Here is a 22,423-nt window from a genome sequence, read left to right as displayed (position 1 = left end):
ATGATCGGCGGGGTATCGGCGAGCAGGAGACCAGATGAGCATTGTCGGGACCCGGGTCGTCCGCCAAGAGGATCAGAACCTGATCACCGCGGGCGGCACCTACGTTGACGATTTGCGGGAGGAAGCGCTTTCCGGAGCCGCGCACGCGGTGTTCGTGCGCAGTCCCATCGCGCACGCGCGGATCGGCGGCATCGATGTGAGCGAGGCGAAGGCGGCGCCGGGTGTGCTCGGCGTGTTCACCGCCGCCGACCTCGGGCTCGGCCCGCACGCGGCCGGGCCGGTGCCGGAACCTTGGCTGGCCGACGGCGTGGTGCGCTACGTCGGCGAGCCGGTCGCGCTCGTCCTCACCGAGGAGCGCTACCAGCTGGCCGACGCGGCCGAGCTGGTCGACGTCGACTACGACCCGCTCGACGCCGTCGCGAGCATCGGCGCCGCCCTCGCGGACGAGACGGTGCTGTACCCCGAAATCGGCAGCAACATCGTGCAGGTCAAGGGCGCGGAAGAGTTCGACGACACGATCTTCGGCGAGTGCGAGGTCGTCGTTTCGCAGACGATCGTGAACCAGCGCGTCGCGCCGGCACCGCTCGAAGTGCGCGGCGCTTCGTGCGCGTGGGGCGAAGACGGCAGGCTGACGGTCTGGCTGTCCACCCAGAACGCCCAGATCGCGCGGACGCAGCTGGCCGCGAGCCTCGGCGTCGGCGAGGAGAACGTCCGCGTGATCGCGCCCGACGTCGGCGGCGGCTTCGGCGCGAAGATCGGCGCCGACCCCGAAGCCACCGTGCTGGGCTGGGCCGCCAAGGAGATCGGGCGCCCGGTGCGCTGGGTCGAGTCGCGCAGCGAGAACCTGACCGCGATGACGCACGGCCGCGGGCAGCTGAACACCGTGACCATCGGCGGGAAGCGCGACGGCACCGTCCTGGCCTACCGCCTCGACGTCGTCCAGGACGCCGGCGCGTACCCGCGGACGCTGTTTCTGCCGACGCTCACCGAGCTGATGGCCGTCGGGGTCTACCGGTTCCCGAAGGTCCAGACGCGCAGCCGCGCGGTCGTCACGAACACCACGCCGATCGCGGCCTACCGCGGCGCCGGCCGCCCCGAAGCGACCGCCGCCGTCGAGCGGGGGATGGACGTCTTCGCCGCGGAGATCGGGATGGACCCGGCGGAAGTCCGCCGGGTCAACTTCATCCGGCCCGAGGAGTTCCCGTACCAGACGCCGACCGGCGCCTCTTACGACACGGGCGAGTACGCGGCCGCGCTGGACAAGGCCCTCGACGCCGCCGGGTACGCCGAGCTGCGCGCCGAGCAGAAGCGGCGCCGCGAAGCCGGTGACCCGGTCGAGCTGGGCCTGGGGATCGCGGCCTACGTCGAGATCACCGGCGGCGACTCCGGCGGCGAGAGCGGCCGCGTCGACATCCACCCGGACGGCTCGGTCGTCGCGTGGACCGGCAGTTCGCCGCACGGGCAGGGCCTCGGCACGTCGCTGGCGATGCTGCTGTCCGACCAGCTCGGCGTGCCGCTGGAGAAGATCACCGTGCGCCACGGCGACACCGACGAGGTGCCCAAGGCCATCGGCACGTTCGGTTCGCGGTCGCTGCAGCTGGGCGGCTCGGCGATCCGGCAGGCGGCGGAAGAGGTGATCGCGCAGGCGCGCGAGCTGGCGGCCGACCTGCTGGAAGCGGCGCCGGACGACCTCGAGCTCGACGCCGAACGCGGCGTCTGGCAGGTGCGCGGCGCGCCGTCGAGCACCGTGCTGAGCTGGGCGCAGGTTGCCGAGACGGCGGGCGAGGGCAAGCTGTCGGCCGACGTCTGGTTCGGTGGCGGCAAGCCGACGTTCCCGTTCGGCGCGCACCTCGCGGTGGTCGAGGTCGACACCGAGACCGGCAAGGTCGAGCTGCGCCGGATCGTCGCGGTCGACGACGCCGGCCCGATCGTCAACCCGCTCACCTTCCGCGGCCAGCGCCACGGCGGGCTCGGGCAGGGCGCGGCGCAGGCGCTGATGGAGGTCGTCACCTACGACGAGGACGGCAACCCGACGACCGCGACGCTGGCGGACTACTCGTTCGTCACCGCCGCGGAGCTGCCCGACTTCGAGCTGGTCGACATGGCCACCCCGACCGACCGGAACCTGCTGGGGGTCAAGGGGATCGGCGAGGCGGCGACGATCGGTTCGACGCCGGCGGTGCACAACGCCGTGGTGGACGCGCTCAGCGCCCGCGGGGTGCACCACCTGGACATGCCCACGACCCCGATCCGGGTCTGGGCGGCTCTTGAAGAAGCTGGGAAGGGAAGCGCGCGGTGAAGGTTTCGATCGAGGTCAACGGGCGGCCGGTGGCCGAGGAGGTGCCGGACCGGACGCTGCTGGTGCACTTCCTGCGCGACACGGCCGGGTTCACCGGCACGAACATCGGCTGCGACACGACGTCCTGCGGCGCCTGCACGGTGCTGCTCGACGGCGAGTCGGTGAAGTCCTGCACGGTGCTGGCCGCGCAGGCCGACGGCCACGCCGTCACGACGGTCGAAGGACTGGCCGAGCCGGACGGCTCACTGCACCCGGTGCAGCGCGCGTTCCGCGAGCAGCACGGCCTGCAGTGCGGGTTCTGCACGCCGGGGATGATCATGGCGTCGGTGTCGCTGCTGGCGGACAACCCGAAGCCGACCCGCGACGAGGTCCGGGCCGGGCTCGAGGGCAACCTCTGCCGCTGCACGGGGTACCACAACATCGTCAGCGCCGTGATCGACGCTTCGGGCCAGGAGGTGGACCGGTGATCCCCGCCGAATTCCGCTACGAGCGCGTGTCCACAGTGGACGAAGCGCTGGCCAGGCTCGCCGAGCACGGCGACGAGGCGAAGGTGCTGGCGGGCGGGCATTCCCTGCTGCCGCTGATGAAGCTGCGGCTGGCGGCGCCGGAGTACGTGGTCGACATCGGCCCGGTCGACGAGCTCCGCTACGTCCGCCTCGACGGCGACGACGTCGTGATCGGCGCCCTGTCCCGGTACCACGACCTCGCGCAGGACCCGGTCCTGCGGGAGCACGCGCCGCTGCTGGCGCACGCGTCCGGCGAGGTCGGCGACCGCCAGGTCCGCCACCGCGGCACCCTCGGCGGCTCGCTGGTGCACGCCGACTCGGCGGCCGACCTGCCCGCGGTGGTGCTGGCGTCGGACGCGGTCCTGGTCGCCCGCGGCCCGGCGGGGGAGCGGCGCATCCCGGCGGCGGAGTTCTTCCTCGGCCCGTTCACGACGCCGCTGGAGCCCGACGAGCTGCTCACCGAGGTCCGCCTGCCCCGCCAGACCGGGCAGGGGTGGGGCTTCCAGAAGTTCACCCGCCGCGCGATCGACTGGGCCATGGTCGGCGTGGCCGTGGCCGGCGGCCGCGTGGGCCTGATCAACATGGGCGGCGTGCCCTTGCGGGCCACGGCGACGGAGGAAGCGCTGGCGTCAGGCGCGTCGATCGAGGACGCGGCGGCGTTGGCGGCGGAGGGCACGAACCCGCCGGACGAGCCGCACGCGACGGCCGAGTACCGCCGTCACTTGGCTCGCGTACTCACCCGCCGCGCGCTGACGGAGGCGTCGGCCCGGTCCTGACCCGGTCGTGAGTGTTTAGTCGGGTTCTAACCCGACTAAACACTCACGACCCGGGCGTCCGATCAGGCGAGGTCGAAGCGGTCCAGCTCCATGACCTTCGTCCACGCCGCCACGAAGTCGCCCACGAACTTCTCGCGGGCGTCGTCGCTGGCGTAGACCTCGGCGAGGGCCCGCAGCTGCGAGTTCGAGCCGAAGACGAGGTCGACCGCGGTGGCGGTCCACTTCACCTCGTCGGTCGTCACGTCGCGGATCTCGTAGACGTTCTCCGCGGCCTCCGACGCCTTCCACCGGGTGCCCGGCGCGAGCAGGTTGGCGAAGAAGTCGTTGGTGAGCACGCCCGGCTGGTCGGTGAGGACGCCGTGCGCCGCACCGCCGTGGTTGGTGCCGAGCGCCCGCAGGCCGCCGACCAGGACCGTCATCTCCGGCGCGCTGAGGCCGAGCATGTACGCGCGGTCGACCAGCAGCACCTCCGGCTGGCGCTTCTCGCCGGACCGCAGGTAGTTGCGGAAGCCGTCGGCACGCGGCTCGAGCACCTTGAACGAGTCGGTGTCGGTCTGCTCCTGCGTGGCGTCGGTGCGGCCCGGGTGGAACGGCACGGTCGTCTCGACGCCGGCGTCGCGCGCCGCCTTTTCGACGGCGGCCGAGCCGGCCAGCACGATCAGGTCGGCCAGCGAGATCTGCGCGCCGCCGGCCTCGTTGAACTCGCGCTGGACGCCCTCGAGGATCTCGAGGACCTTGCCGAGCTGCTCGGGCTGGTTGACCTCCCAGTTGCGCTGCGGCTCCAGGCGGATCCGGGCGCCGTTCGCGCCACCGCGCTTGTCGGTGGAGCGGAAGGTCGCGGCCGACGCCCACGCGGTCGAAACCAGCTCGGCGACCGAAAGGCCGGACTCCAGCACCTTCGCCTTGAGGGCGGTGATGTCGGCGTCGCTCACGAGCTCGCCCTCGACGGCCGGCACCGGGTCCTGCCACAGCTGCGGCTCGGCGACCCACGGGCCGAGGAAGCGGCTGACCGGGCCCATGTCGCGGTGCAGCAGCTTGTACCAGGCCTTGGCGAACGCCAGCGCGAACTCGTCCGGGTTCTCCAGGAACCGGCGCGAGATCGGGCCGTAGACCGGGTCGAAGCGCAGCGACAGGTCCGTCGTCAGCATCGTCGGCTTGTGCTTCTTGTTCGGGTCGAACGGGTCCGGGATGATCTCCGGCGCGTCCTTCGCGACGTACTGCTTGCCGCCGCCGGGGCTCGTGGTGAGCTCCCACTCGTAGCCGAACAGGATCTCGAAGAAGCGGTTGCTCCACTCGGTCGGCTTGTCGGTCCAGGTCACCTCGAGGCCACTGGTGATCTGGTCCGGGCCCTTGCCGCTGCCGAGCGTGTTCAGCCAGCCGAGGCCCTGCGCCTCGATCGGGGCGCCCTCCGGCTCCGGGCCGACGTGGTCGTCGGCGACACCGGCGCCGTGGGTCTTGCCGAAGGTGTGGCCGCCGGCGATGAGGGCGACGGTCTCCTCGTCGTTCATCGCCATCCGGGCGAAGGTCTCACGGATGAAGGCCGCCGCCGCCTTGAAGTCGGCGTTGCCGCGGGGACCCTCGGGGTTGACGTAGATGAGGCCCATCTCGGTCGCCCCGACCTCGGGCGCCATCTCCGAGTCGCTGACGTAGCGCTCGTCGCCCAGCCAGTCGTCCTCGGGGCCCCAGAAGATCTCCTCGGGCTCCCAGGTGTCGACGCGGCCGAAGCCGAAGCCGAAGGTCTTGAAGCCCATCGACTCCAGCGCGACGTTGCCGGCCAGCACCAGCAGGTCGGCCCACGAGATCTTCTGGCCGTACTTCTGCTTGACCGGCCACAGCAGGCGGCGCGCCTTGTCGAGGTTGGCGTTGTCCGGCCAGCTGTTCAGCGGGGCGAAGCGCTGCCCGCCGTCACCGGCGCCGCCGCGGCCGTCGTGGATGCGGTAGGTGCCCGCGGCGTGCCAGCTCATCCGGATCATCAGGCCGCCGTAGTGGCCGAAGTCGGCGGGCCACCAGTCCTGCGAGGTGGTGAGCACCTCGGTGATGTCCCGCTTGAGGGCGTCGACGTCGAGCTTCGCGAACTCCTTGGCGTAGGCGAACTTCTCGCCCAGCGGGTTGCTCTTCGACGAGTGCGCGTGCAGCACCGTCAGGTCGAGCTGGTTGGGCCACCAGTCCTTGTTGGTGCGCGGACGGCCGCCCGTCTTCGGCGTCGGCGAGCTGATCGCCGGGTTCTCGCTCTCGCTGCCGTGCGAGGTCACGGAGTCGTGCGCGACCGGGCAACCGGCCGCCGCCTTCTTGTCCACGCCCTGCGCGCTGGACGGGGCGTTGTCCTGGGTGGAGCTCATTTACTTCCTTCCGAGAGCGGCGAATCATTTCGGGTGCGTTCGGCCGCGCAGTCGGGGCAGGTGCCCCAGTAGACGACCTCCGCCTGGTCGATCACGAAACCGTGGTCGTCCGAGGCGGTGAGGCAGGGGGTGTGGCCGACGGCGCAGTCGACGTCGGCGATGGCCCCGCAGGAGCGGCACACGACGTGGTGGTGGTTGTCACCCACGCGTGACTCGTAGCGGGCGTTCGCACCGGCGGGCTGGATGCGCCGCACCAGTCCGGTGTCGGTCAGCGCACGCAGCACATCGTAGATCGTTTGGTGCGACACCGACGGGTGCTCGGCGCGCACCAGGTCGATCACCGTTTCGGTGTCGACGTGGGGGTTCTCGCGCAGCACCGCGAGCACGGCCAGGCGGGGCCGCGTCACGCGGAGCGAGACAGCTCGCAACTGCGCTTCGTAGTCGGACATCGCCGTCGACCCTAGGACCGTATCTGGAATGAGTCAAGTTACGACGGCGGTTCCACCCGGTGGTGTCACGCGGTGCGGGTACCTCGGCGGCGGCGAGGCTGGCTAGGCTCGCGGGCATGCCGGACACGCAGTACGAAGACCTCCTCCGCCACGTGCTCGAAACGGGGACCCGCAAAGGGGACCGTACTGGTACGGGCACGCGGTCGATCTTCGGGCACCAGCTGCGCTACCGCCTCTCGGACGGCTTCCCGCTGATCACCACGAAGAAGGTCCACTTCCGCTCGATCGCCTACGAGCTCCTGTGGTTCCTGCGCGGCGACGCGAACGTCGGCTGGCTGCGCGAGCACGGCGTGACGATCTGGGATGAGTGGGCCGCCGAAGACGGTGACCTCGGCCCGGTCTACGGCGTCCAGTGGCGCTCGTGGCCGACCCCGGACGGCGGCCACGTCGACCAGATCGCGGAGGTCCTGCGCACGCTGCGCGAGAACCCCGACTCGCGGCGGATCATCGTGTCCGCGTGGAACGTGGCCGACATCCCGCGGATGGCGCTCCCGCCGTGCCACGCGTTCTTCCAGTTCCACGTCGCCGACGGCAAGCTGTCCTGCCAGCTGTACCAGCGCAGCGCGGACCTGTTCCTCGGCGTGCCGTTCAACATCGCGAGCTACGCGCTGCTGACCCACATGATCGCCGCGCAGGTGGGCCTCGGCGTCGGCGACTTCATCTGGACCGGCGGCGACTGCCACGTCTACGACAACCACGTCGACCAGGTTCGCACGCAGCTCGCGCGCGAGGCGCGGCCGTTCCCGACGCTGGAGCTGAAGCCGGCCGACAGCCTGTTCGACTACACCTACGAGCACTTCGCGGTCGAAGGCTACGACCCGCACCCGGGCATCAAGGCCCCGGTGGCGGTGTGATCGGGCTGATCTGGGCCCAGGCGTCGAACGGTGTCATCGGGCGGGACGGGCAGCTGCCGTGGCACCTGCCGGAGGACCTGCGCCACTTCCGCGCGGTGACGGCGGGCGCGGCGGTGCTGATGGGCCGCCGCACGTGGGAGTCGCTCCCGCCGCGGTTCCGGCCGCTGCCCGGGCGGCGCAACCTGGTGCTTTCGCGGACCCCGCAGGAGGGCGCCGAGACGTTCCCCTCGCTGGCCTCGGCGTTGGCGGCGGTGTCCGGCGACGTCTGGGTGATCGGCGGCGCGGCGGTGTACGCGGCGGCGCTGCCGGTCGCGGACCGGGTGGTGGTGACCGAGCTCCGCGAGTCCTTCGAGGGCGACACCCACGCACCCGAGGTGGGGCGGCCGGCGGAGTCGGTGGGGGAGTGGCTGGAGTCCTCGACGGGGTTGCACTACCGCTTCCTGACCTGGGGCTGAGAGCCTGCCGCTCCCGGGGACCGTTGCGCTCCCCGGGCTTCACGCTATACGGTTGCCTGACTAGAACACGTTACAGTTTACGTGTCCGGGCGGACCGAGGAGCGGAAATGGCGAAGCGGGCGCCGCGCGGCGACGAAGCCGATTACGTCGTCGTCGGGTCGGGGAGCTCCGGTGCCGCGGTCGCGGGGCGGCTGGCGCAGTCCGGGGCCAGCGTGATCGTGCTGGAAGCGGGCAAGAGCGACAGCCGGCTGCTGGTCACCAAGCCCGGCATGGTCGCGCCGATGCACGCGGTGCCGCAGCTGAAGGGCCTCGTCGACTGGGGCTACTACTCCGTTCCGCAGAAACACGTTCTAGATCGTCGGATGCCGGTGCCGCGGGGCAAGGTCGTCGGCGGGTCGAGCTCCGTGAACGGCATGGTCTACGTCCGCGGCAACCGCGCCAACTTCGACTCCTGGGCCGCCGAGGGCAACGAGGGCTGGGACGCCGATCGCGTCAACGCCGCCTACAAGCGGATGGAGGACTTCGAGGACGGCGAGAACGCCTTCCGCGGCGCCGGCGGGCCCATCCGCATCACCCGCAACAAGATCCCGCAGGAAGGGACGCTGCAGTTCCTCGAGGCCACCGCCGACGCCATCGGCTGCGAGATCCTCGACGACTACAACGCCGAGTCCCAAGAAGGCGTCAGCCGGATGCAGCAGAACGCCGCCGACGGCCTCCGCTACAGCGCCTCGCGCGGCTACCTCCACCACGCGCCGCCGTCGCTCGAGCTCCAGTCCCGCGTGCTGGCGACGAAGGTGCTCATCGAGAACGGCCGCGCCAGCGGCGTCGAAGTCACCGACACCGGCGGCGGTCGCCGGGTCGTGCGGGCCGGCAAGGAGGTCATCCTCGCCGCCGGGGTCGTCGGCTCCGCGCAGCTGCTGATGCTCTCCGGGGTCGGCCACGCCGAGCACCTGAAGGAACACGGCGTCGACGTCGTCGCCGACCTGCCCGTCGGGGACAACCTGCACGACCACATGTTCCACGCCCTGACCTTCCAGGTGTCTTCGAGCAAGCTGCGCGGCACGGCGCCGTTCTTCGCCCGCGGCCTGGCCAAGGAGCTGCTGCGCCCCGGCTCCACGTTCCTGGCGAACTCCGTCTTCGAGGCGGTCGCGTTCCTCCGCACCTCGCAGGCCGAAACCGTCCCCGACCTGCAGCTGCACCTGCTGCCGTGGGCGTACGTCTCGCCCAACCAGGACGCCCCGATCCGGCACGCCGTCGACAAGCGCGGCGCGCTGACCGTCCTCACCACGCTGATCTACCCGAAGAGCCGCGGCACGCTGCGGCTCGCCTCGGCCGACCCCACCGCCCCACCGCTCATCGACTTCCAGTACCTCGCCGACCCGGCCGACCTCGAAGTGCTCGGCGAAGGCTCGGAGATGGTGCGCGAGATCATGGCCTCGAAGGCGTTCGGCGGCGCCGTGAAGGAGGAGATCCACCCCGGCGAGAACCTCAAGGGCCAGGCGCTGCGCGACGCGATCCTCAACCGCGCGACGTCGGTCTACCACGGCGTCGGCACCTGCCGGATGGGTGTCGACGAGCTCGCCGTCGTCGGGCCCGACCTCAAGGTCCGCGGGGTCGACGCCCTGCGGGTCTGCGACGCTTCGATCATGCCGTCGATCACCGGCGGCAACACCAACGCGCCCTGCATCATGATCGGCGAAATGGGCGCCCAGCTCGTCCTCGGGAGCCGGTCATGACCCTCGCCCCGCTCGAGCTTTCCCGCCCGGCCTCGGTGACCGACGTGTTCCTGAACCAGCTGGTCGCCAGGGTGCTGGGGTCCGGCGCGACCTGGAAACTCACCGAGGTCTACACCGGCGACGTCCTGGTCGGGCTCCCGCAGTCCACGCCCGGGGACATCGAGCGGGCGTTCGCGGTCGCGCGCGAGGCCCAGCGGAAGTGGGCCGCCACGCCGGTCAAGCAGCGGCTGGCCGTGTTCAAGCGGGCGCACACGCTGTTCGTCGACCACGCGCGGGACATCGCCGACCTCATCCAGGTCGAGAGCGGCAAGAACCGGCGGATGGCGATCGAGGAGACCTGCGACCCGCCGATGGTGATGAGCCACTACCTCAAGCGGGCGGCGAAGCTGCTGGCCCCGGTGAAGCGCGGCGGGCCGGTGCCGCTGGTGACGTCCTCGACCGAGGTCCGGCGGCCCAAGGGCGTCGTCGGCATCATCGCGCCGTGGAACTTCCCGTTCGCCACCGGCATTTCCGACGCCGTCCCGGCGCTGATGGCCGGCAACGCGGTCGTCCTGAAGCCGGACAACAAGACGGCGCTCTCCCCGCTCTACGGCGTGCGGCTGCTGGAGGAGGCCGGCCTGCCGGAAGGGCTGTTCCAGGTCGTCTGCGGCGAAGGCCCGGACGTCGGCCCGACGCTGATCGACCAGGCCGACTACGTGATGTTCACCGGCTCCACGGCCACCGGCAAAGTGATCGGCGAGCGCGCCGGCCGCAACCTCATCGGCTGCTGCCTCGAACTCGGCGGCAAGAACCCGATGATCGTGCTGGCGGACGCCGACATCGGGGAAGCCGTGCGGGGCGCGGTGTTCGGCGCGTTCGGCAACACCGGCCAGATCTGCATGCACGTCGAGCGGATCTACCTGCCGGAGTCCCGCTACGACGAGTTCAAGACGGCGTTCGTGGCGGCGGCGTCGGCGCTCGACGTCCGCGCGGCGTACGACTTCGGTCCGGAGATGGGCTCGCTGGTCTCGGTGGACCACATGCGGCGCGTCAAGTCCCATGTGGACGACGCCGTCGCCAAGGGCGCCACGGTGCTGACCGGCGGGAAGCCGCGCCCTGACCTCGGCCCGGCGTTCTTCGAGCCGACGATCCTCGAAGGCGTCACGAAGGACATGCTCTGCGGTGTGACGGAAACGTTCGGCCCCGTGGTGGCGCTGCACACCTACCGCACGGTCGACGAAGCGGTCGCGCTGGCCAACGACACCGACTACGGCCTGAACGCCTCGGTCTGGAGCGCCGACGTCCCGGCGGCCCGCGCGCTGGCGGCCCGCATCGAGTCCGGCAACGTGAACGTCAACGACATCCTCGCGACGGCCTACGCGGCCAAGGGCACCCCGTCGGGCGGCGTCAAGAACTCCGGCGTCGGCGCCCGCCACGGCGACCAGGGCCTGCTCAAGTACACCGACGGGCAGAACCTGGCGGTGCTGAAGAAGCAGGTGATGGGCCCGCGGCCGGGGCAGGGCTACGAAAAGTACGTCGAGAGCATGCTTTCCGGGCTCAAGACGCTGCGGAAGCTGCGCTTGCGGTAACTCAAAGGTCGAGCACCAGCCGCGGCGAGCGGGCGCGGGACACGCAGAGCATCATCACCTCGCCCTCCTCCCGCTCGGCCTCGGTCAGCACGGTGTCGCGGTGGTCCGGGGTCCCGCCGAGCACGCCGGTTTCGCAGGTGCCGCACGTCCCTTCGCGGCACGACGACAGCACCGTGACCCCGGCTTCCCCGACCACGTCGAGGATCGACCGGTCGGCGGGCACCGCCAGCACGCGCCCCGACCCGGCGAGTTCCACCTCGAACGCCGTGCGCGCGCCGTCGTCCGGTTTCGCGGTGAAGCGCTCGACGTGCAGGTCGTCGAAGCCGAGTGCCTCCACCGCCGCCAGCAGCGGTTCCGGGCCGCAGCAGTACACCGCGGTGCCCGGCTCGACCGGCAACCCGGCCAGGTCCAGGAGGCCGACCTCGTCCTGCGGGTGGAGCGTCACGCGGTCGCCGTAGCGGGCCAGGTCGCCGGTGAAGGCCATCGACGAACGCGTCCGGCCGCCGTACACGAGCTGCCACTCGGTCGCGCGTGCGAGCATCGGGAGGATCGGCGTGATGCCGACGCCGCCCGCGATGAACAGGTACCGCTCCGCGGGCACCAGCGGGAAGTGGTTGCGGGGCAGCGAAACCTCGACCTCGTGTCCGGGGCGCAGCTCGTCGTGGACGTACGCCGAGCCGCCGCGGCCGGCGGGCTCCCGCAGCACCGCGACCTGGTACGCCGAGGTGTCTTCGGGACGCCCGCACAGCGAGTACTGCCGCACGCCGCCGGGCAGCTCGAGGTCGACGTGCGCGCCGGGCTCCCAAGGTGGCAGCGGCTCGCCGCCGGGGGCCCGCAGCGTCAAGCGGACGACGCCGTCGGCCACTTCTTCCTTCGTTTCCACCAGAAGCTTCATCGATGTCCTTCGGGGTGGGCGAGGAGCCAGTCCCAGAGCGCGACCGGGTCGTCGAATTCGCGTTCGGCCCCGCAGTGGCAGATCGCGTGCAGCCAGTCGGTGCCGGGGACCCACAGCACCCGGTTCACGGCGAGACCAGCCGCTGCAGCATCCGGCGGGCCGCGAGCCCGCCGGTGTCGATGTTGACCGAAAGCTCCTGGTAGCCCGCCGGTTCGGTGGCGATGACGCGTTCGAGGACGTCGAGCGCTTCGACGTCCTGCAGCACCACCGTGCGGTTGTTCTCGGCCAGGAACGCCGACACGCCTTCGTCGCCGAGCGCGAAATCCCGGGCCACGGCCCAGAAGTCGTGCGTCGAGTGCTCGGTCTCGGGCGTGATCGCGTAGACGACCTCGACGTGGAAGGCGTCCGGGTCGCTGCCGTCCGGGCGCGGCACGGACCCGACCGGCGCGATGCGGCTGTGCAGCTTGTACAGGCAGGGCGGGGTGTACTCGATGTCCTGCCAGCGTGAGATCCGGCCTTGCAACCCGGTCGACTTGGCGTAGAAGGGCGGGCATTCCGCGTCGTCCATGTGCCGCGAGACGTAGATGACGGCGTTTTCTTCGTCGACCTCGGTCGTGATCGGCGTCGCGGCGACCTCCGGGGTGCCGATGTAGCCGCCGTGGAGGTAGGTCTCGTGGGAGAGGTCCAGCAGGTTGTCGACCAGCAGCGAGAACCGCGCCCGCAGCGGTTCCATCCCGGCGACGGTGGTGTAGCCGGGCGAGTCGAGGTAGGGCGCGCGCGGGATCCGGGCGGCGTCGGCCTTGTCCGGGTCGCCGATGAAGACCCAGACGAAGGAGTCCTGCTCCACGACCGGGTACCGCGCCAGCCGGGCGGTCCTGGGCACCCGCGCCTGTCCCGGCACGGCCACGCACTTGCCGTCCGCGCCGTAGGTGAAGCCGTGGTAGCCGCAGACGACCTGGTCCTCGACGAGCCGGGAAGGCTGCTGCGACAACGGGAACCGCCGGTGCACGCACCGATCGGCCACGGCCGTCACGCTGCCGTCGCGGGTCCGCCAGAACAGGACGGGCTCGCCGCAGATGGTGCGGCCGAACAACTCCGCGCCGATCTCGGATCCGTAGGCGGCGACGTACCACTGGTCACGGGGAATGGCGCTCATCGGAGTTCGTCCTCTCGTGGCGGGGCCCCCAGCCTGAGTGGACGGGCCCCTCGTCGCGAAGGGCGTTTCCATAAGACGGAAAGCTCAGCCGAGAGCCCGCGAGATCGCCCGCGCGCTCGTCCGGACCAGCGGGGCCAGCGCGTGCGGCGAAGCGCTGCCGTGGCGGACGACCAGCGACACCGCCGCGACGACCTGGCCCCGCGCGTCGTGGATCGGGGCGCCGACCGAGAGGCTGTCGAGGGTCACCTGGCGCTCGCTGATGGAGAACCCGTGGGTGCGGACGTCGGCGAGCAGGTGCCGCAGCCGATCCGGGTCGGTGACGGTTTCCGGCGTGTACCGCTCGATCGGGCGAGCGAGCACCTCTTCCTGCACCTCGGCGGGCGCGTGCGCGAGCAGCACGAGCCCGACCCCGGTCGCGGTCAGCGCGAACCGCGCGCCGACGCGAGTGAGGACCGGGACCGCGCCGGAGCCGGCGATCCGCTCGATGAACACCACCTCGGTGCCCTCGCGGACGGCGAGCTGGACGTTCTCGCGGGTGATTTGGGAGAGGTCTTCCAGGAACGGCAGGGCGCGTTCGCGGAGTCCCAAGCCGCGGGGCGCGAGCGCGCCCAGCTCCCAGAGCCGCAGCCCGACCCGGTAGACGCCGGCTTCGTCCCGTTCGAGCGCGCCCCACGCGCAGAACTCCCGCAGCAGCCGGTGCGCGGTGGCCGCGGGTAGTCCCGCGCGGCGCGCGACTTCGCTCAGGCGGAGGGCGGGGTGGTCCGGCGAGAAGGCTCCGAGCACCTTGAGGGCACGGCCGAGCACGGGCCCGGTGGCACCGGGAACGCGACCTCGATGCGACACGGCTACCTCCTGGGGGTCGCTGGGTTCGACATGGGTACCTCACTGGGCGCGGGGCTGGGTCGGCCGGGGCGCGCCCAGGGGTCGGCACGGCCGCCTCCCAGGGTCGGCGCGGGCTTGGCCGGCCGGGCGGGGCCCGGGATTCGGCATGGCCATCTCCCGGTGGCGCGGGACTTGGCCGGCTGGGCGGGGCCCGGGGTTCGGCACGGCTACCTCCCGGTGGCGCGGGACTTGGCCGGCTGGGCGGGCCCCGGGGTTCGGCATGGCTGCCTCTCCGAGGGCGAGCGCGGGGGCGCGGCACGGTTATGTCCCGGGGATCAGCCGCGCGCGGAGCAGGCCGTCGAGGCGTCGCCAGGCCGGGGACTCGGCGTTGACCGCGCTCTGGATCAGCGCCGGTACCGCCGACGGGGCGTCCAGGCCAGGCAAGGGGCCGGGGCCGTAGCGGCGGCGGGTGGCCGTGACGATCCGGTCGGCGAGGGCGTCGAGCGCCGGGTCCGCGGGGTCCAGGTCGTGCGCGCGGTCGTAGTCCAGGTACAGCTGCCGCAGGCCCGGGTCGGTCAGGGCCTGCGCCTGGTCGCGGAAGGACTCCGCAGCCAGCTCCGGGTGCGTCGCGTACACCAGGATCCACAGGTCGGTCTCCATGGCGACCCAGCGCGCGGAAAACCCCAGCTCCGGGAGGTGCTCGAGGTGCCGCGCGACGTCGGACGGCAGCCCGTGCACCGGGCCGGACCCGAGCCGGCGGAGCCGCCGCTGCGTCTCGCGGAGGCGCTTGATCCGCGCGGTCAGCTCGCGGTCGACGTCATGCAGGGCCGCGCGGACCTCCTCGGGCGTCGCGTCGCCGAGGTCCTTGATGCGCGAAAGCGGGACGCCCGCCTCGGCGAGGGTGCGGATCTTGAGCAGGTCGACGGCGTGCGCGGCCGTGTAACGCCGGTACCCGGAGGCATCGCGCGCCGGCTCCGGGAGCAGGCCTTTCGCGTGGTAGACGCGGACCGTCTTGATCGAGACGCCGGCGTACGCGGCCAGCCTGCCGATGGTGATCACCCCGTCATGATGCCGCGCTTGACCCCGCCCCTGGGGCAGGGTTGCAGACTCGATGGCATGACGAACCTGGATCCGGCCACCCTGCGCGCGCTGGCCGACGAGGGCAACGAGCGCGCCCTCGACCGCCTGGCCGACCTGGCCGACGCGCGCGGCGACGTCGCCGCGCTGAGCGAGCTCCTCGACGAGGGCAGCACGCACGCCGGCCGCCTGCTCACCCGCCGCGCGGTCGCGGCCGGCGACCTGCTGGAGCTGCAGCGGGTGAGCGACGCCGGCTACGAGGAGGCGGCCACCGAACTGGACCGGCTCTTGGGCGACCCGGGCCGCTGACCTGCCGTCCGGCGGTGGCCGAGCCCGGGTAGCGAGGTCGCGAATGACTCATTCGGGACCTCGGAGGTCCCGAATGAGTCATTTGCGACGCTCGTGCTCGCGGTGACGGCGGCGGTGCTCGCGGGTGCGGCCGCGCTCGTGCTCGCGGTGAGGCCCGCGGTCGAAGTGGAGTGGCGGCGGCGCTAGTGGTGGGCCCGGCAGTGGCAGGGGCTCGAGGTGACGGCGGCGGTGCTCGCGGGTGCGGCCGCGCTCGTGCTCGCGGTGAGGCCCGCGGTCGAAGTGGAGTGGCGGCGGCGCTGGTGGTGGGCCCGGCGGTGGCAGGGGCTCGCGATGGCGGTGGCGGATGCGGAGGGCCCGCGGCGGCGAGCACCGCCGCGGCTGTGGTGGTGCGGCTCGGGGCGCTCGCGGTGGCGGCGGCCATGACGCCCGCGGTGGGGGCGCTCCGGATCGCAGTGGCGGGGGCTCGCGGTGCCGTCGGGGGCACTCGCGATGGCTCGCGGCCGCGGTGGCGGGCGCGCGGTCCGCCCGCAGGCGCGGGCCGGGTCGCGCCCGCGGGCGCGGGCCGGCCGCACGGCGTGTCGGGAACCCGGGCGCCCCCGCCGTGTAAGACTTCGCGGCGATGGTCACCCCAGCTGATCTTGCCGATCTGCTCGAATGCGAGCACCGCAGCCTCCTCCACCAGGCCTGGGCCGCAGGCCTGCCCGGTGCGCCCCGCCCCGCCGACCCGGCCGCGCCGTCCCAGCCGGAACCCGGCAGCGAAGCCGAAGCCACCCGGCAAGCCATCCGCGCCGGGACACCCACCATCCCCGGCGCCGTCCTCCGCGACGGCGACTTCACCGGCCGCGTCGACTCGCTCGTCCGGACCGCCGACGGCCGCTACGAGGTCCACGACGCCCAGCCCGTCCGGCACGCGACGCCCGCCGCCGTGGTGCGGCTGACCGCGTGCGCCGATGCCCTCGGTGACGCAGGCGGGCCGAACGTGCACCTCGGGCTGAGCGACGGCACCACCCGGACGCTGCGCGTCGCCGACTTCCGGCCCCTCGTCGACCGGCTGCGGGCCCGCCTGCGCGACCGCGCCCCGCGGCTGCCCCTCCCGCTGTGGGCCGACGAACGCCCGGCCTGCGCGGGCTGCTCGTTCGCGCGGCACTGCGCCTCCGCCCGCGAGGCCGACCGCGACCTCTCGCTCGTCGCCGGGATGCGCGGTGACCAGCGGCGCAAGCTGACCGCCGCCGGACTGGGGTCGATCGACGCGCTGGCCGCCGCCGGGCCGGGGGACCGGCCGCGGGATCTGTCCGTGACGGCGTTCGCCACCCTGCGCGCCCAGGCCGCGCTGCAAGTCCGGCAGGACGCCACCGGCGAGATCGCCTACGAGATCGTCGACCCGGACGAGCTGGCCGCCCTCCCGGCTCCCGCGCCGGGGGACGTCTTCGTCGACCTGGCCGGCGATCCGCACGCCCTCGCCGGCGAAGGGCTCGAGTACCTCTTCGGCGCGGTCACCGAGGAAGACGACCGGCGCTTCACCGCCTTCTGGGCGCACAGCCGGGCCCAGGAGAAACGCGCCTTCGAGGAGTTCGTAGACTTCGCCGCCGCGCGCGTCGCCGAGCACCCCGGGTCGCACGTCTACCACTACGCGCCCTACGAGGTGACCGCGATCAAGCGGCTCGCCGCCGTGCACGGGACCCGCGAGGAGACCGTCGACCACCTGCTGCGCAGCGGCGCCGTCGTGGACCTGCACGCGGTTGTGCGCAAGGCGCTGCGCGTGTCGCAGCGGTCGTACTCGATCCGCCACCTCGAGCCGCTCTACCAGCCCGGCGCCCGCACCAAGACCGCCGTGTCGGACGTCGACGAGTACGAGGAGTACCTGGCGTTCGACCGGTCCGGCGAACCCGAGCGCGCGGAAGAGGTGCTGCGGCGGATCGCCGAGGACACCGAGGACGACTGCGTCTCCGCCCTGCGGCTGTTCGGGTTCCTGCACCGCGTCCGCGCCGACGCCGGGATCGACGTACCCGTGCCGCCCGAGGAGTCCGCCGAGGACGCCTTGCTGCGCGCGGCCGAGGAAGACGTCGCCGCCGAGCGGCGCGCCGAACGGGCCGCGCAGCTGGCCGCGCTGGTCGACCCGCTGCTCGAGGGCCTGCCGGACGACCCCGCGGACTTCACCGCGGACGACCGGGCCCGCGCGCTGCTGGCGGCGTCCGTCGGCTACCACCGCCGCGAGACCAACCCGGCGTGGTGGGAGTACTTCCGCCAGCTGGCCGCGCCGCTCGGCGACCTCGAAGTGGACACCGCCTGCGCCGTCCCGGTGGCGCTGGAGGCGGGGGAGTGGGTGCCCCCGGCCGGGCGGGTGCGCACGGCGAAGCGGACGCTGCAGCTCGCCTGCGACCCGGACCGGCCGCACCCGTTCGCGCCCGGCGACGAAGTGCGGCTGCGTTACGGCGACACCGCCCGCGACGGGAAGGTCGTCGCCGCGTCGGCCGTCGAGCTGACGGTGGAAGAGAGCAGCCCGCCGGACGCGACCACGAACGACCGGCCGACCGCGGTCCTGCCCGGCAGCCCGGTGCGGCCCTCGCCCAAGGACGAAGCCGTCGCCGAGCTCGCCCGCCTGACCGTCGACACGCTGCCGGCGCTCCCGCGCCACCCCGGGATCGATCTGCTCCGCCGGACCCCGCCGCGGCTGCGCTGGGGCGCGGCGCTGCCCGAGCCGGCGGCGGACCTCGTCGCCACGGTGATCGAGGCGGCCGAGGAGCTGGACGGCTCGACGCTCGCCGTGCAGGGCCCGCCGGGCGCGGGCAAGACCTACCTCGCGGGCAAGCTGATCGCCCGGCTGGTGCGCGCGGGCCGGACCGTCGCGGTCACCTCGAACAGCCACAAAGCCGTGGAAAACGTGCTGAGCGCGGCGAAGAAGAGCGCGCCGGACCTGCCGTGCGCCAAGCGCGCGAAGCGGACGCCGGACCCCGCGGCGCCGTGGGAGCAGCCGAAGAGCAACCCGGCGCTGGTCAAGTGGCGCGCGGAGCACGACACCGGCCACCTCGTCGGCGGGACGGCGTGGACCTTCGCCAACGCCGCGATCCGCGAAGAGCCCTTCGACTACATGATCATCGACGAGGCCGGCCAGTTCGCCCTCGCCGACGCGCTCGCGGTGTCCGTCTGCGCCAAGAACGTGCTGCTGCTGGGCGATCCGCAGCAGCTGCCGCAGGTGGTGCAGGGCACGCACCCGGCGGGCGCGGAGGCCTCGGCGCTGGGCCACCTCATCGGCGAGGCCGACATCATGCCGCCCGAGCTGGGCTACTTCCTCGACGAGACGCGGCGGATGCACCCGGCCGTGTGCGCGCCGGTGTCGGAGCTGTCCTACGCGGGCCGCCTCCACGCCCACCCGTCGGCGGCCGGCCGGTCGCTCGAAGGCGTCGACGCGGGGTTGTACGTGGCCGAGGCGGACCACGCCGGCAACACGACCCGCTCGGTCGAGGAAGCCGCCGTCGTCACGGCGATCGTCGCGGACCTGCACGGCCGCGCGTGGACCGACCACGGCACGACCCGGCCCCTCGGCGACGCCGACATCGTCGTCGTCGCGCCCTACAACCTGCAGGCGCGCACGGTGACCCGCGCGCTGGAGGAGGCCGGCTTCCCCGGGGTCCGGGTGGGCACGGTCGACCGGTTCCAGGGCCAGGAAGCACCGGTGGTGATCACGACGATGACGTCGTCGTCGGCGGTGGACCTGCCCCGCGGGCTCGACTTCCTGCTGTCGCGCAACCGGCTCAACGTCGCGCTCTCGCGGGCGCAGGCCCTGGCGATCCTGGTGTGCTCGCCGCGGCTGGTCGAGGCCGACATCCGGACCGTCGAGCAGATGCGCCTGGTCGCGGGCATGATCGGCCTGCTGACCGCGGCGCGGCCCTGGCCGGCCGGGTAGTCACTCCGGCGGCTCGACCTCGCCGGCGTCCTCTTCGACGTCCTGCGTGTCGGGCTTCTCGCGGTCCGCGGGCGGCACCTCGATGTCGAGGTCGACGTCCGGGGTCCCGGGCGTGCGGGGTACGTCGGGGCTGATGGGCTCGTGCTCGGACTCGGTCATGCCCGGCGGATACCCCGCGGCCGCCGGTTCACGCCGGGGGCCGGAAAGCGCCTTCCGGGGCTGGACCGCCGAGGCCGTTGCTGATATTCCTTCGCCCGTGCCCCTGGACGCGATCGACCTCCACAGCATCAACCCGTGGGAGGTGGCCTTCCTGCGCGAAGAGGTGGGCGCCTACTTCGCCAACGGCATCGAGCTGGCCCCCGGCGCCACCGTCCTCGACGTCGGTGCCAACGTCGGCGTCTTCTCCGCCGCGGTGTTCGAGCGCCTCGGCGGCGACGCGCGGATCTACGCCTTCGAACCGCTCCCGCCGCTGTTCGCGACCCTGGACCGCAACGGCCGCGACTTCTTCGCCGACCGGCTGACCGCGCTGCCGTACGGCCTGGCCGCCGCCGAAGCCGAGCTCGACTTCAGCTACTTCCCCGCGGCGACCATCTTTTCGTCGTCGCTGCGGGACGCGAGCACCATCGAGGTCGAGCGGCGGCGCGTCACCGCCAGCGTCGTCGAAATGATCCGGCGCGGCGGCCTCGGGGGCGGGCTCCGCCGGGTGCCCGTGCCCGTCCTGCGCGGCATCGTCGGGCGCAAGCTCCGGGTGATGCGGGAGCTCGAAACGCACCGCGTCCGGGTCCGGCCGCTCTCGGCGGTGCTCGACGAACACGGCATCGAGTGCGTCGACCTGCTCAAGGTCGACGTCGAAGGCGCCGAGCTCGACGTCCTGCGCGGTCTCGAAGACCGCCATTGGCCCTTGGTGCGGCAGGCGGTCGTCGAGGTCGAAGGGTGGCGCGAGCACCGCGACACCGTCCGTGACGTCTTCACCTCGCGCGGGTTCACCGTCGAGGCGGTGCAGGACCCCGTTCAGGAGGCCGCCGACATCGGGATGGTGTTCGCGGTCAGCGGTAGCCGAGCCAGTCGAGGTTGATCCGGCCGGTGTCGCCGGGCGCGTAGGACAGCGTGAGCACCGGATCCCGGCCGGCGAGCGGGACGTCGCCGAAGGTCGCCGTGCCCCAGTCGTCCCAGCTGTCGGAGACCTTCGGGAAGCTCAGCTGCCGCAGCGGGCGGCCGTCGACGGACAGCGTCATGGTGCGGGCGTCGCTGTTGCCGTTGGCGTACCGGACGGTGATCGTGCCGGACGCCGGCGCGGTCGTGGTGCGGTGGATCGTGAAGGCCGACGCCGCGCCCTCGGCCCAGAGCCCGTCGAGGAAGGCGCGGCCGCTGTAGCCGGTGTGGTTCGCGTTCGTCTTGACGCCGCCGGTGTTGTGCGCGTCCTCGGCTTCGAGGTGCGCCGGGTCCGGGCAGCCCGCGACGGTCCCCGCGGTGTCGGCGCAGAGGTCCCGGGCGTCGGGCACGCCGTCGCCGTCGCGGTCGCCCGCGGGCGCGCCGGTCAGGGTGATCTCGATCGCGTGCGCGCCGGTGAGCGTGGCCGGGAGCGCCGCGGCCGCGGGACGGCCGTCGAGGGTGACCGAGCGGATCGCGGTGCCCGCGCCGCGCAGGGTGACGGTGAGGTCCGCGGCCCGGTAGCGCAGGTGCCGCAGGGTGACGTCGCCCCAGCCGGCGGGCAGGGTGGGGGCGAAGCTCAGGCCACGCGTGGTGAAGCGCAGCCCGAACAGTCCACTGTGGATCATGTCGAGGTACGCGGTCGCCGACCACGTCTGGTCGGGCTGGGAGCCCCAGTGGAACTTCACGTCGTCGCCGAGCCGCTGGTAGCCGCCGTCGACGACGCCGGTGGTCCCGTTGTATATCTCCCAGAAGCCGCTGTTGCCGCCGGCCAGCTTCGCCAGGCGCGCGGTCTCGGCGGCGAAGCCCTGCTGATCGCCTTGCCCGGCCAGCGCTTTCGCCCACAGGCCCTGGACGAGCGGCCAGACGATCGCGTTGTGGCGGCCCGGCTGCGCGTCGGAGTAGCGCGCCCAGTTCGGGTACGTGTCGGGCATGCCCCACGTCATTTCGCGGGCGTTGGCGACGATCGAGCGGGCCTGCGCGGGGTTCGCGACGCCGAAGAGCAGCGCGAACGCCAGCCCGGTGCCCTCCTGGTAGGCGCCGCGGGTGCCGTCGGCGAGGAGCTGGTAGTCGTAGAGGCCGGTCTTCGGGTTCCAGAAGTTCCGGTTGATCGCGTTCTTCAGCGCGGCCGCCTTGGCGCGGTACACGGCGGCTTCCGCGGCGGGCCGGCCCAGCTGCCCGGCCATGTTCGCGGCGTTGACGTAGGCCGCGTAGTAGACCTCGTTGGTGCTCAAGAACATCCCGCTCGCGACGCCGGGCCACGGCATGCTGCCGGTGCTGACCGATTCGGTGGCGTCGGCCGGGGGCGCGGGGTAACCGGCGATGCCGTCGTTGAAGAACGACGCGCCGGTGAACAACCCGTAGGTGCGGTTGAGCCCCGCCGTGGTGGCGTTTTCGCGGATGGTCAGCGTGTTCTTCGCGGTGGCGTAGGCGTTTTCGAGGAACGCGCGGTCGCCGGTGACGAGGAAGTGGTGCCACGCGGCGGTCGCCCAGACGACCTGGTCCCACTGCTGGTCGTCCTGCTGCACGCGCAGCGCGCCGCCGGCGTCCTTGTCGGCCACCGCCCAGAGGGTGTTCCGGGCCAGGGCCGGGTCGAGCAGGCTGGTGGCGTTCCAGCTGTTGATCGACGCGTCGCGCGTCCACGGCTGGTCGTAGCCGCCACCCGCGCGGACGAAGCCGACGGACGGGTCGAGCAGGCCGCTCTTGTCGTACTTCGGGTCGTAGCCGATCGTGTTGGTGCGCACCAGGTTGTCGAGCGCCGCGTCGTAGGCCGTGCCGAACAACGCCTGGCTGCCGGGGTCGGAGAATGCGAGGGAGGGGAGTGCGGCGGGCGCCGCGGTCGCGGCGGCGGTGAGCGCTCCGCACGCCGTCGCCACCGCCAGGACCGCCGCACCGATCTTCCGCCGGACGTCGTTCGCCATGAGTCAGAGTGCACCACGGAACGGCGGGATTTCCCCGGAACCGGCGGGATTCTGTCCGTTTCTGTCCGCCGTCACGGTCGGGTAAAGACCGTTGTGATCGGTCGCACCGTGTGATCGGGTGACGGGACCGCGGTCGCGCTGAGTGAG

19 protein-coding genes are annotated in these 22,423 nt (G+C 72.6%); 10 read left to right on the top strand and 9 right to left on the bottom strand.

What is annotated here, in order from left to right; translation table 11 throughout:
• Window positions 1–34 precede the first annotated feature (34 nt).
• Genes SD460_RS27890 through SD460_RS27880 form a run of 3 tightly spaced genes read left to right on the top strand, consistent with a single transcriptional unit; the run spans window position 35 to window position 3,581 of the window.
• Window positions 35–2,299 carry a xanthine dehydrogenase family protein molybdopterin-binding subunit gene (locus SD460_RS27890; protein WP_318306943.1) on the top strand — a complete coding sequence of 755 codons (2,265 nt, stop codon included), beginning with the start codon at window positions 35–37 and terminating at the stop codon, window positions 2,297–2,299.
• Window positions 2,296–2,766 (top strand): (2Fe-2S)-binding protein, encoded by a 471-nt coding sequence (locus SD460_RS27885; protein WP_290059213.1) that lies wholly within the window; start codon window positions 2,296–2,298, stop codon window positions 2,764–2,766. The genes SD460_RS27890 and SD460_RS27885 overlap by 4 nt, the downstream gene beginning before the upstream one ends.
• On the top strand, window positions 2,763–3,581 hold the full coding sequence (locus SD460_RS27880; RefSeq protein WP_290059214.1) for an FAD binding domain-containing protein: 819 nt from the start codon (window positions 2,763–2,765) through the stop codon (window positions 3,579–3,581). The genes SD460_RS27885 and SD460_RS27880 overlap by 4 nt, the downstream gene beginning before the upstream one ends.
• A gap of 62 nt (window positions 3,582–3,643) precedes the next feature.
• On the opposite strand, the gene katG is transcribed toward SD460_RS27880, so the two are convergent.
• Both katG and SD460_RS27870 read right to left on the bottom strand, forming a co-directional pair.
• The gene (gene katG, locus SD460_RS27875; protein WP_290059215.1) at window positions 3,644–5,920 is read right to left on the bottom strand and encodes a catalase/peroxidase HPI; all 2,277 of its coding nucleotides are present in this window, start codon (window positions 5,918–5,920) and stop codon (window positions 3,644–3,646) included.
• Window positions 5,917–6,369, bottom strand: coding sequence for a Fur family transcriptional regulator (locus SD460_RS27870; protein WP_086857501.1), 453 nt, complete (start codon window positions 6,367–6,369; stop codon window positions 5,917–5,919). The genes katG and SD460_RS27870 overlap by 4 nt, the downstream gene beginning before the upstream one ends.
• 116 nt (window positions 6,370–6,485) lie before the next feature.
• Here SD460_RS27870 and SD460_RS27865 point away from each other — a divergent pair, with 116 nt between their 5' ends.
• The 4 genes from SD460_RS27865 to SD460_RS27850 all read left to right on the top strand — a co-directional run bounded on the left by SD460_RS27865 (window position 6,486) and on the right by SD460_RS27850 (window position 11,042).
• Window positions 6,486–7,283: a thymidylate synthase gene (locus tag SD460_RS27865; RefSeq protein WP_290059217.1), complete on the top strand. Its 798-nt coding sequence runs from the start codon at window positions 6,486–6,488 to the stop codon at window positions 7,281–7,283.
• Window positions 7,280–7,738 carry a dihydrofolate reductase gene (locus SD460_RS27860; protein WP_290059218.1) on the top strand — a complete coding sequence of 153 codons (459 nt, stop codon included), beginning with the start codon at window positions 7,280–7,282 and terminating at the stop codon, window positions 7,736–7,738. The genes SD460_RS27865 and SD460_RS27860 overlap by 4 nt, the downstream gene beginning before the upstream one ends.
• Before the next feature lie 107 nt (window positions 7,739–7,845).
• Window positions 7,846–9,474, top strand: a complete 1,629-nt coding sequence (locus tag SD460_RS27855) for a GMC family oxidoreductase (RefSeq protein WP_318306942.1) — start codon at window positions 7,846–7,848, stop codon at window positions 9,472–9,474.
• Window positions 9,471–11,042 (top strand): succinic semialdehyde dehydrogenase, encoded by a 1,572-nt coding sequence (locus tag SD460_RS27850; protein WP_290059221.1) that lies wholly within the window; start codon window positions 9,471–9,473, stop codon window positions 11,040–11,042. Before SD460_RS27855 ends, SD460_RS27850 begins: the two co-directional genes overlap by 4 nt.
• Window position 11,043: 1 nt before the next feature.
• Here the strand turns inward: SD460_RS27850 and SD460_RS27845 are convergent, their stop codons facing one another.
• The 5 genes from SD460_RS27845 to SD460_RS27825 all read right to left on the bottom strand — a co-directional run bounded on the left by SD460_RS27845 (window position 11,044) and on the right by SD460_RS27825 (window position 14,974).
• On the bottom strand, window positions 11,044–11,937 hold the full coding sequence (locus SD460_RS27845) for a PDR/VanB family oxidoreductase (protein ID WP_318306941.1): 894 nt from the start codon (window positions 11,935–11,937) through the stop codon (window positions 11,044–11,046).
• The gene (locus SD460_RS27840) at window positions 11,934–12,065 is read right to left on the bottom strand and encodes a hypothetical protein (protein ID WP_290059223.1); all 132 of its coding nucleotides are present in this window, start codon (window positions 12,063–12,065) and stop codon (window positions 11,934–11,936) included. Before SD460_RS27840 ends, SD460_RS27845 begins: the two co-directional genes overlap by 4 nt.
• A complete protein-coding gene (locus SD460_RS27835) occupies window positions 12,062–13,093 on the bottom strand; it encodes a Rieske 2Fe-2S domain-containing protein (RefSeq protein ID WP_290059224.1) in 1,032 nt (343 codons plus the stop codon). The genes SD460_RS27840 and SD460_RS27835 overlap by 4 nt, the downstream gene beginning before the upstream one ends.
• Window positions 13,094–13,177: 84 nt before the next feature.
• Complete coding sequence (locus SD460_RS27830) at window positions 13,178–13,897, bottom strand: IclR family transcriptional regulator (RefSeq protein ID WP_438860667.1); 720 nt, start codon at window positions 13,895–13,897, stop codon at window positions 13,178–13,180.
• Between the two features lie 339 nt (window positions 13,898–14,236).
• On the bottom strand, window positions 14,237–14,974 hold the full coding sequence (locus SD460_RS27825; RefSeq protein ID WP_318306940.1) for a MerR family transcriptional regulator: 738 nt from the start codon (window positions 14,972–14,974) through the stop codon (window positions 14,237–14,239).
• A 57-nt stretch (window positions 14,975–15,031) separates the two neighbouring features.
• Here SD460_RS27825 and SD460_RS27820 point away from each other — a divergent pair, with 57 nt between their 5' ends.
• Complete coding sequence (locus tag SD460_RS27820) at window positions 15,032–15,301, top strand: hypothetical protein (protein WP_318306939.1); 270 nt, start codon at window positions 15,032–15,034, stop codon at window positions 15,299–15,301.
• 619 nt (window positions 15,302–15,920) lie between these two features.
• Window positions 15,921–19,205 (top strand): TM0106 family RecB-like putative nuclease, encoded by a 3,285-nt coding sequence (locus SD460_RS27815; RefSeq protein WP_290062272.1) that lies wholly within the window; start codon window positions 15,921–15,923, stop codon window positions 19,203–19,205.
• On the opposite strand, the gene SD460_RS27810 is transcribed toward SD460_RS27815, so the two are convergent.
• On the bottom strand, window positions 19,206–19,364 hold the full coding sequence (locus SD460_RS27810; RefSeq protein ID WP_290062271.1) for a hypothetical protein: 159 nt from the start codon (window positions 19,362–19,364) through the stop codon (window positions 19,206–19,208). It abuts the gene before it with no gap.
• A gap of 97 nt (window positions 19,365–19,461) precedes the next feature.
• Between SD460_RS27810 and SD460_RS27805 the strand changes: the two genes are divergently transcribed.
• Window positions 19,462–20,280: an FkbM family methyltransferase gene (locus SD460_RS27805; protein ID WP_290062270.1), complete on the top strand. Its 819-nt coding sequence runs from the start codon at window positions 19,462–19,464 to the stop codon at window positions 20,278–20,280.
• Here the strand turns inward: SD460_RS27805 and SD460_RS27800 are convergent.
• Window positions 20,252–22,276: an MGH1-like glycoside hydrolase domain-containing protein gene (locus SD460_RS27800; protein WP_290062269.1), complete on the bottom strand. Its 2,025-nt coding sequence runs from the start codon at window positions 22,274–22,276 to the stop codon at window positions 20,252–20,254. The two genes, SD460_RS27805 and SD460_RS27800, sit on opposite strands and share 29 nt — an antisense overlap.
• Window positions 22,277–22,423: the final 147 nt, after the last annotated feature.

Source organism: Amycolatopsis solani, assembly GCF_033441515.1.
Classification (GTDB): domain Bacteria; phylum Actinomycetota; class Actinomycetes; order Mycobacteriales; family Pseudonocardiaceae; genus Amycolatopsis; species Amycolatopsis solani.
Note: the sequence above shows the minus strand (reverse complement) of the source record. Positions and strands in the feature narration are given on the sequence as shown.

Excerpts from the sequence above, each read along its gene's own strand:
- SD460_RS27890 (WP_318306943.1), top strand. The coding sequence starts at position 35 with ATGAGCATTGTCGGGACCCGGGTCGTCCGCCAAGAGGATCAGAACCTG.
- katG (WP_290059215.1), bottom strand. The coding sequence starts at position 5,920 with ATGAGCTCCACCCAGGACAACGCCCCGTCCAGCGCGCAGGGCGTGGAC.
- SD460_RS27870 (WP_086857501.1), bottom strand. The coding sequence starts at position 6,369 with ATGTCCGACTACGAAGCGCAGTTGCGAGCTGTCTCGCTCCGCGTGACG.
- SD460_RS27865 (WP_290059217.1), top strand. The coding sequence starts at position 6,486 with ATGCCGGACACGCAGTACGAAGACCTCCTCCGCCACGTGCTCGAAACG.
- SD460_RS27855 (WP_318306942.1), top strand. The coding sequence starts at position 7,846 with ATGGCGAAGCGGGCGCCGCGCGGCGACGAAGCCGATTACGTCGTCGTC.
- SD460_RS27850 (WP_290059221.1), top strand. The coding sequence starts at position 9,471 with ATGACCCTCGCCCCGCTCGAGCTTTCCCGCCCGGCCTCGGTGACCGAC.
- SD460_RS27845 (WP_318306941.1), bottom strand. The coding sequence starts at position 11,937 with ATGAAGCTTCTGGTGGAAACGAAGGAAGAAGTGGCCGACGGCGTCGTC.
- SD460_RS27835 (WP_290059224.1), bottom strand. The coding sequence starts at position 13,093 with ATGAGCGCCATTCCCCGTGACCAGTGGTACGTCGCCGCCTACGGATCC.
- SD460_RS27820 (WP_318306939.1), top strand. The coding sequence starts at position 15,032 with ATGACGAACCTGGATCCGGCCACCCTGCGCGCGCTGGCCGACGAGGGC.
- SD460_RS27815 (WP_290062272.1), top strand. The coding sequence starts at position 15,921 with ATGGTCACCCCAGCTGATCTTGCCGATCTGCTCGAATGCGAGCACCGC.
- SD460_RS27810 (WP_290062271.1), bottom strand. The coding sequence starts at position 19,364 with ATGACCGAGTCCGAGCACGAGCCCATCAGCCCCGACGTACCCCGCACG.
- SD460_RS27800 (WP_290062269.1), bottom strand. The coding sequence starts at position 22,276 with ATGGCGAACGACGTCCGGCGGAAGATCGGTGCGGCGGTCCTGGCGGTG.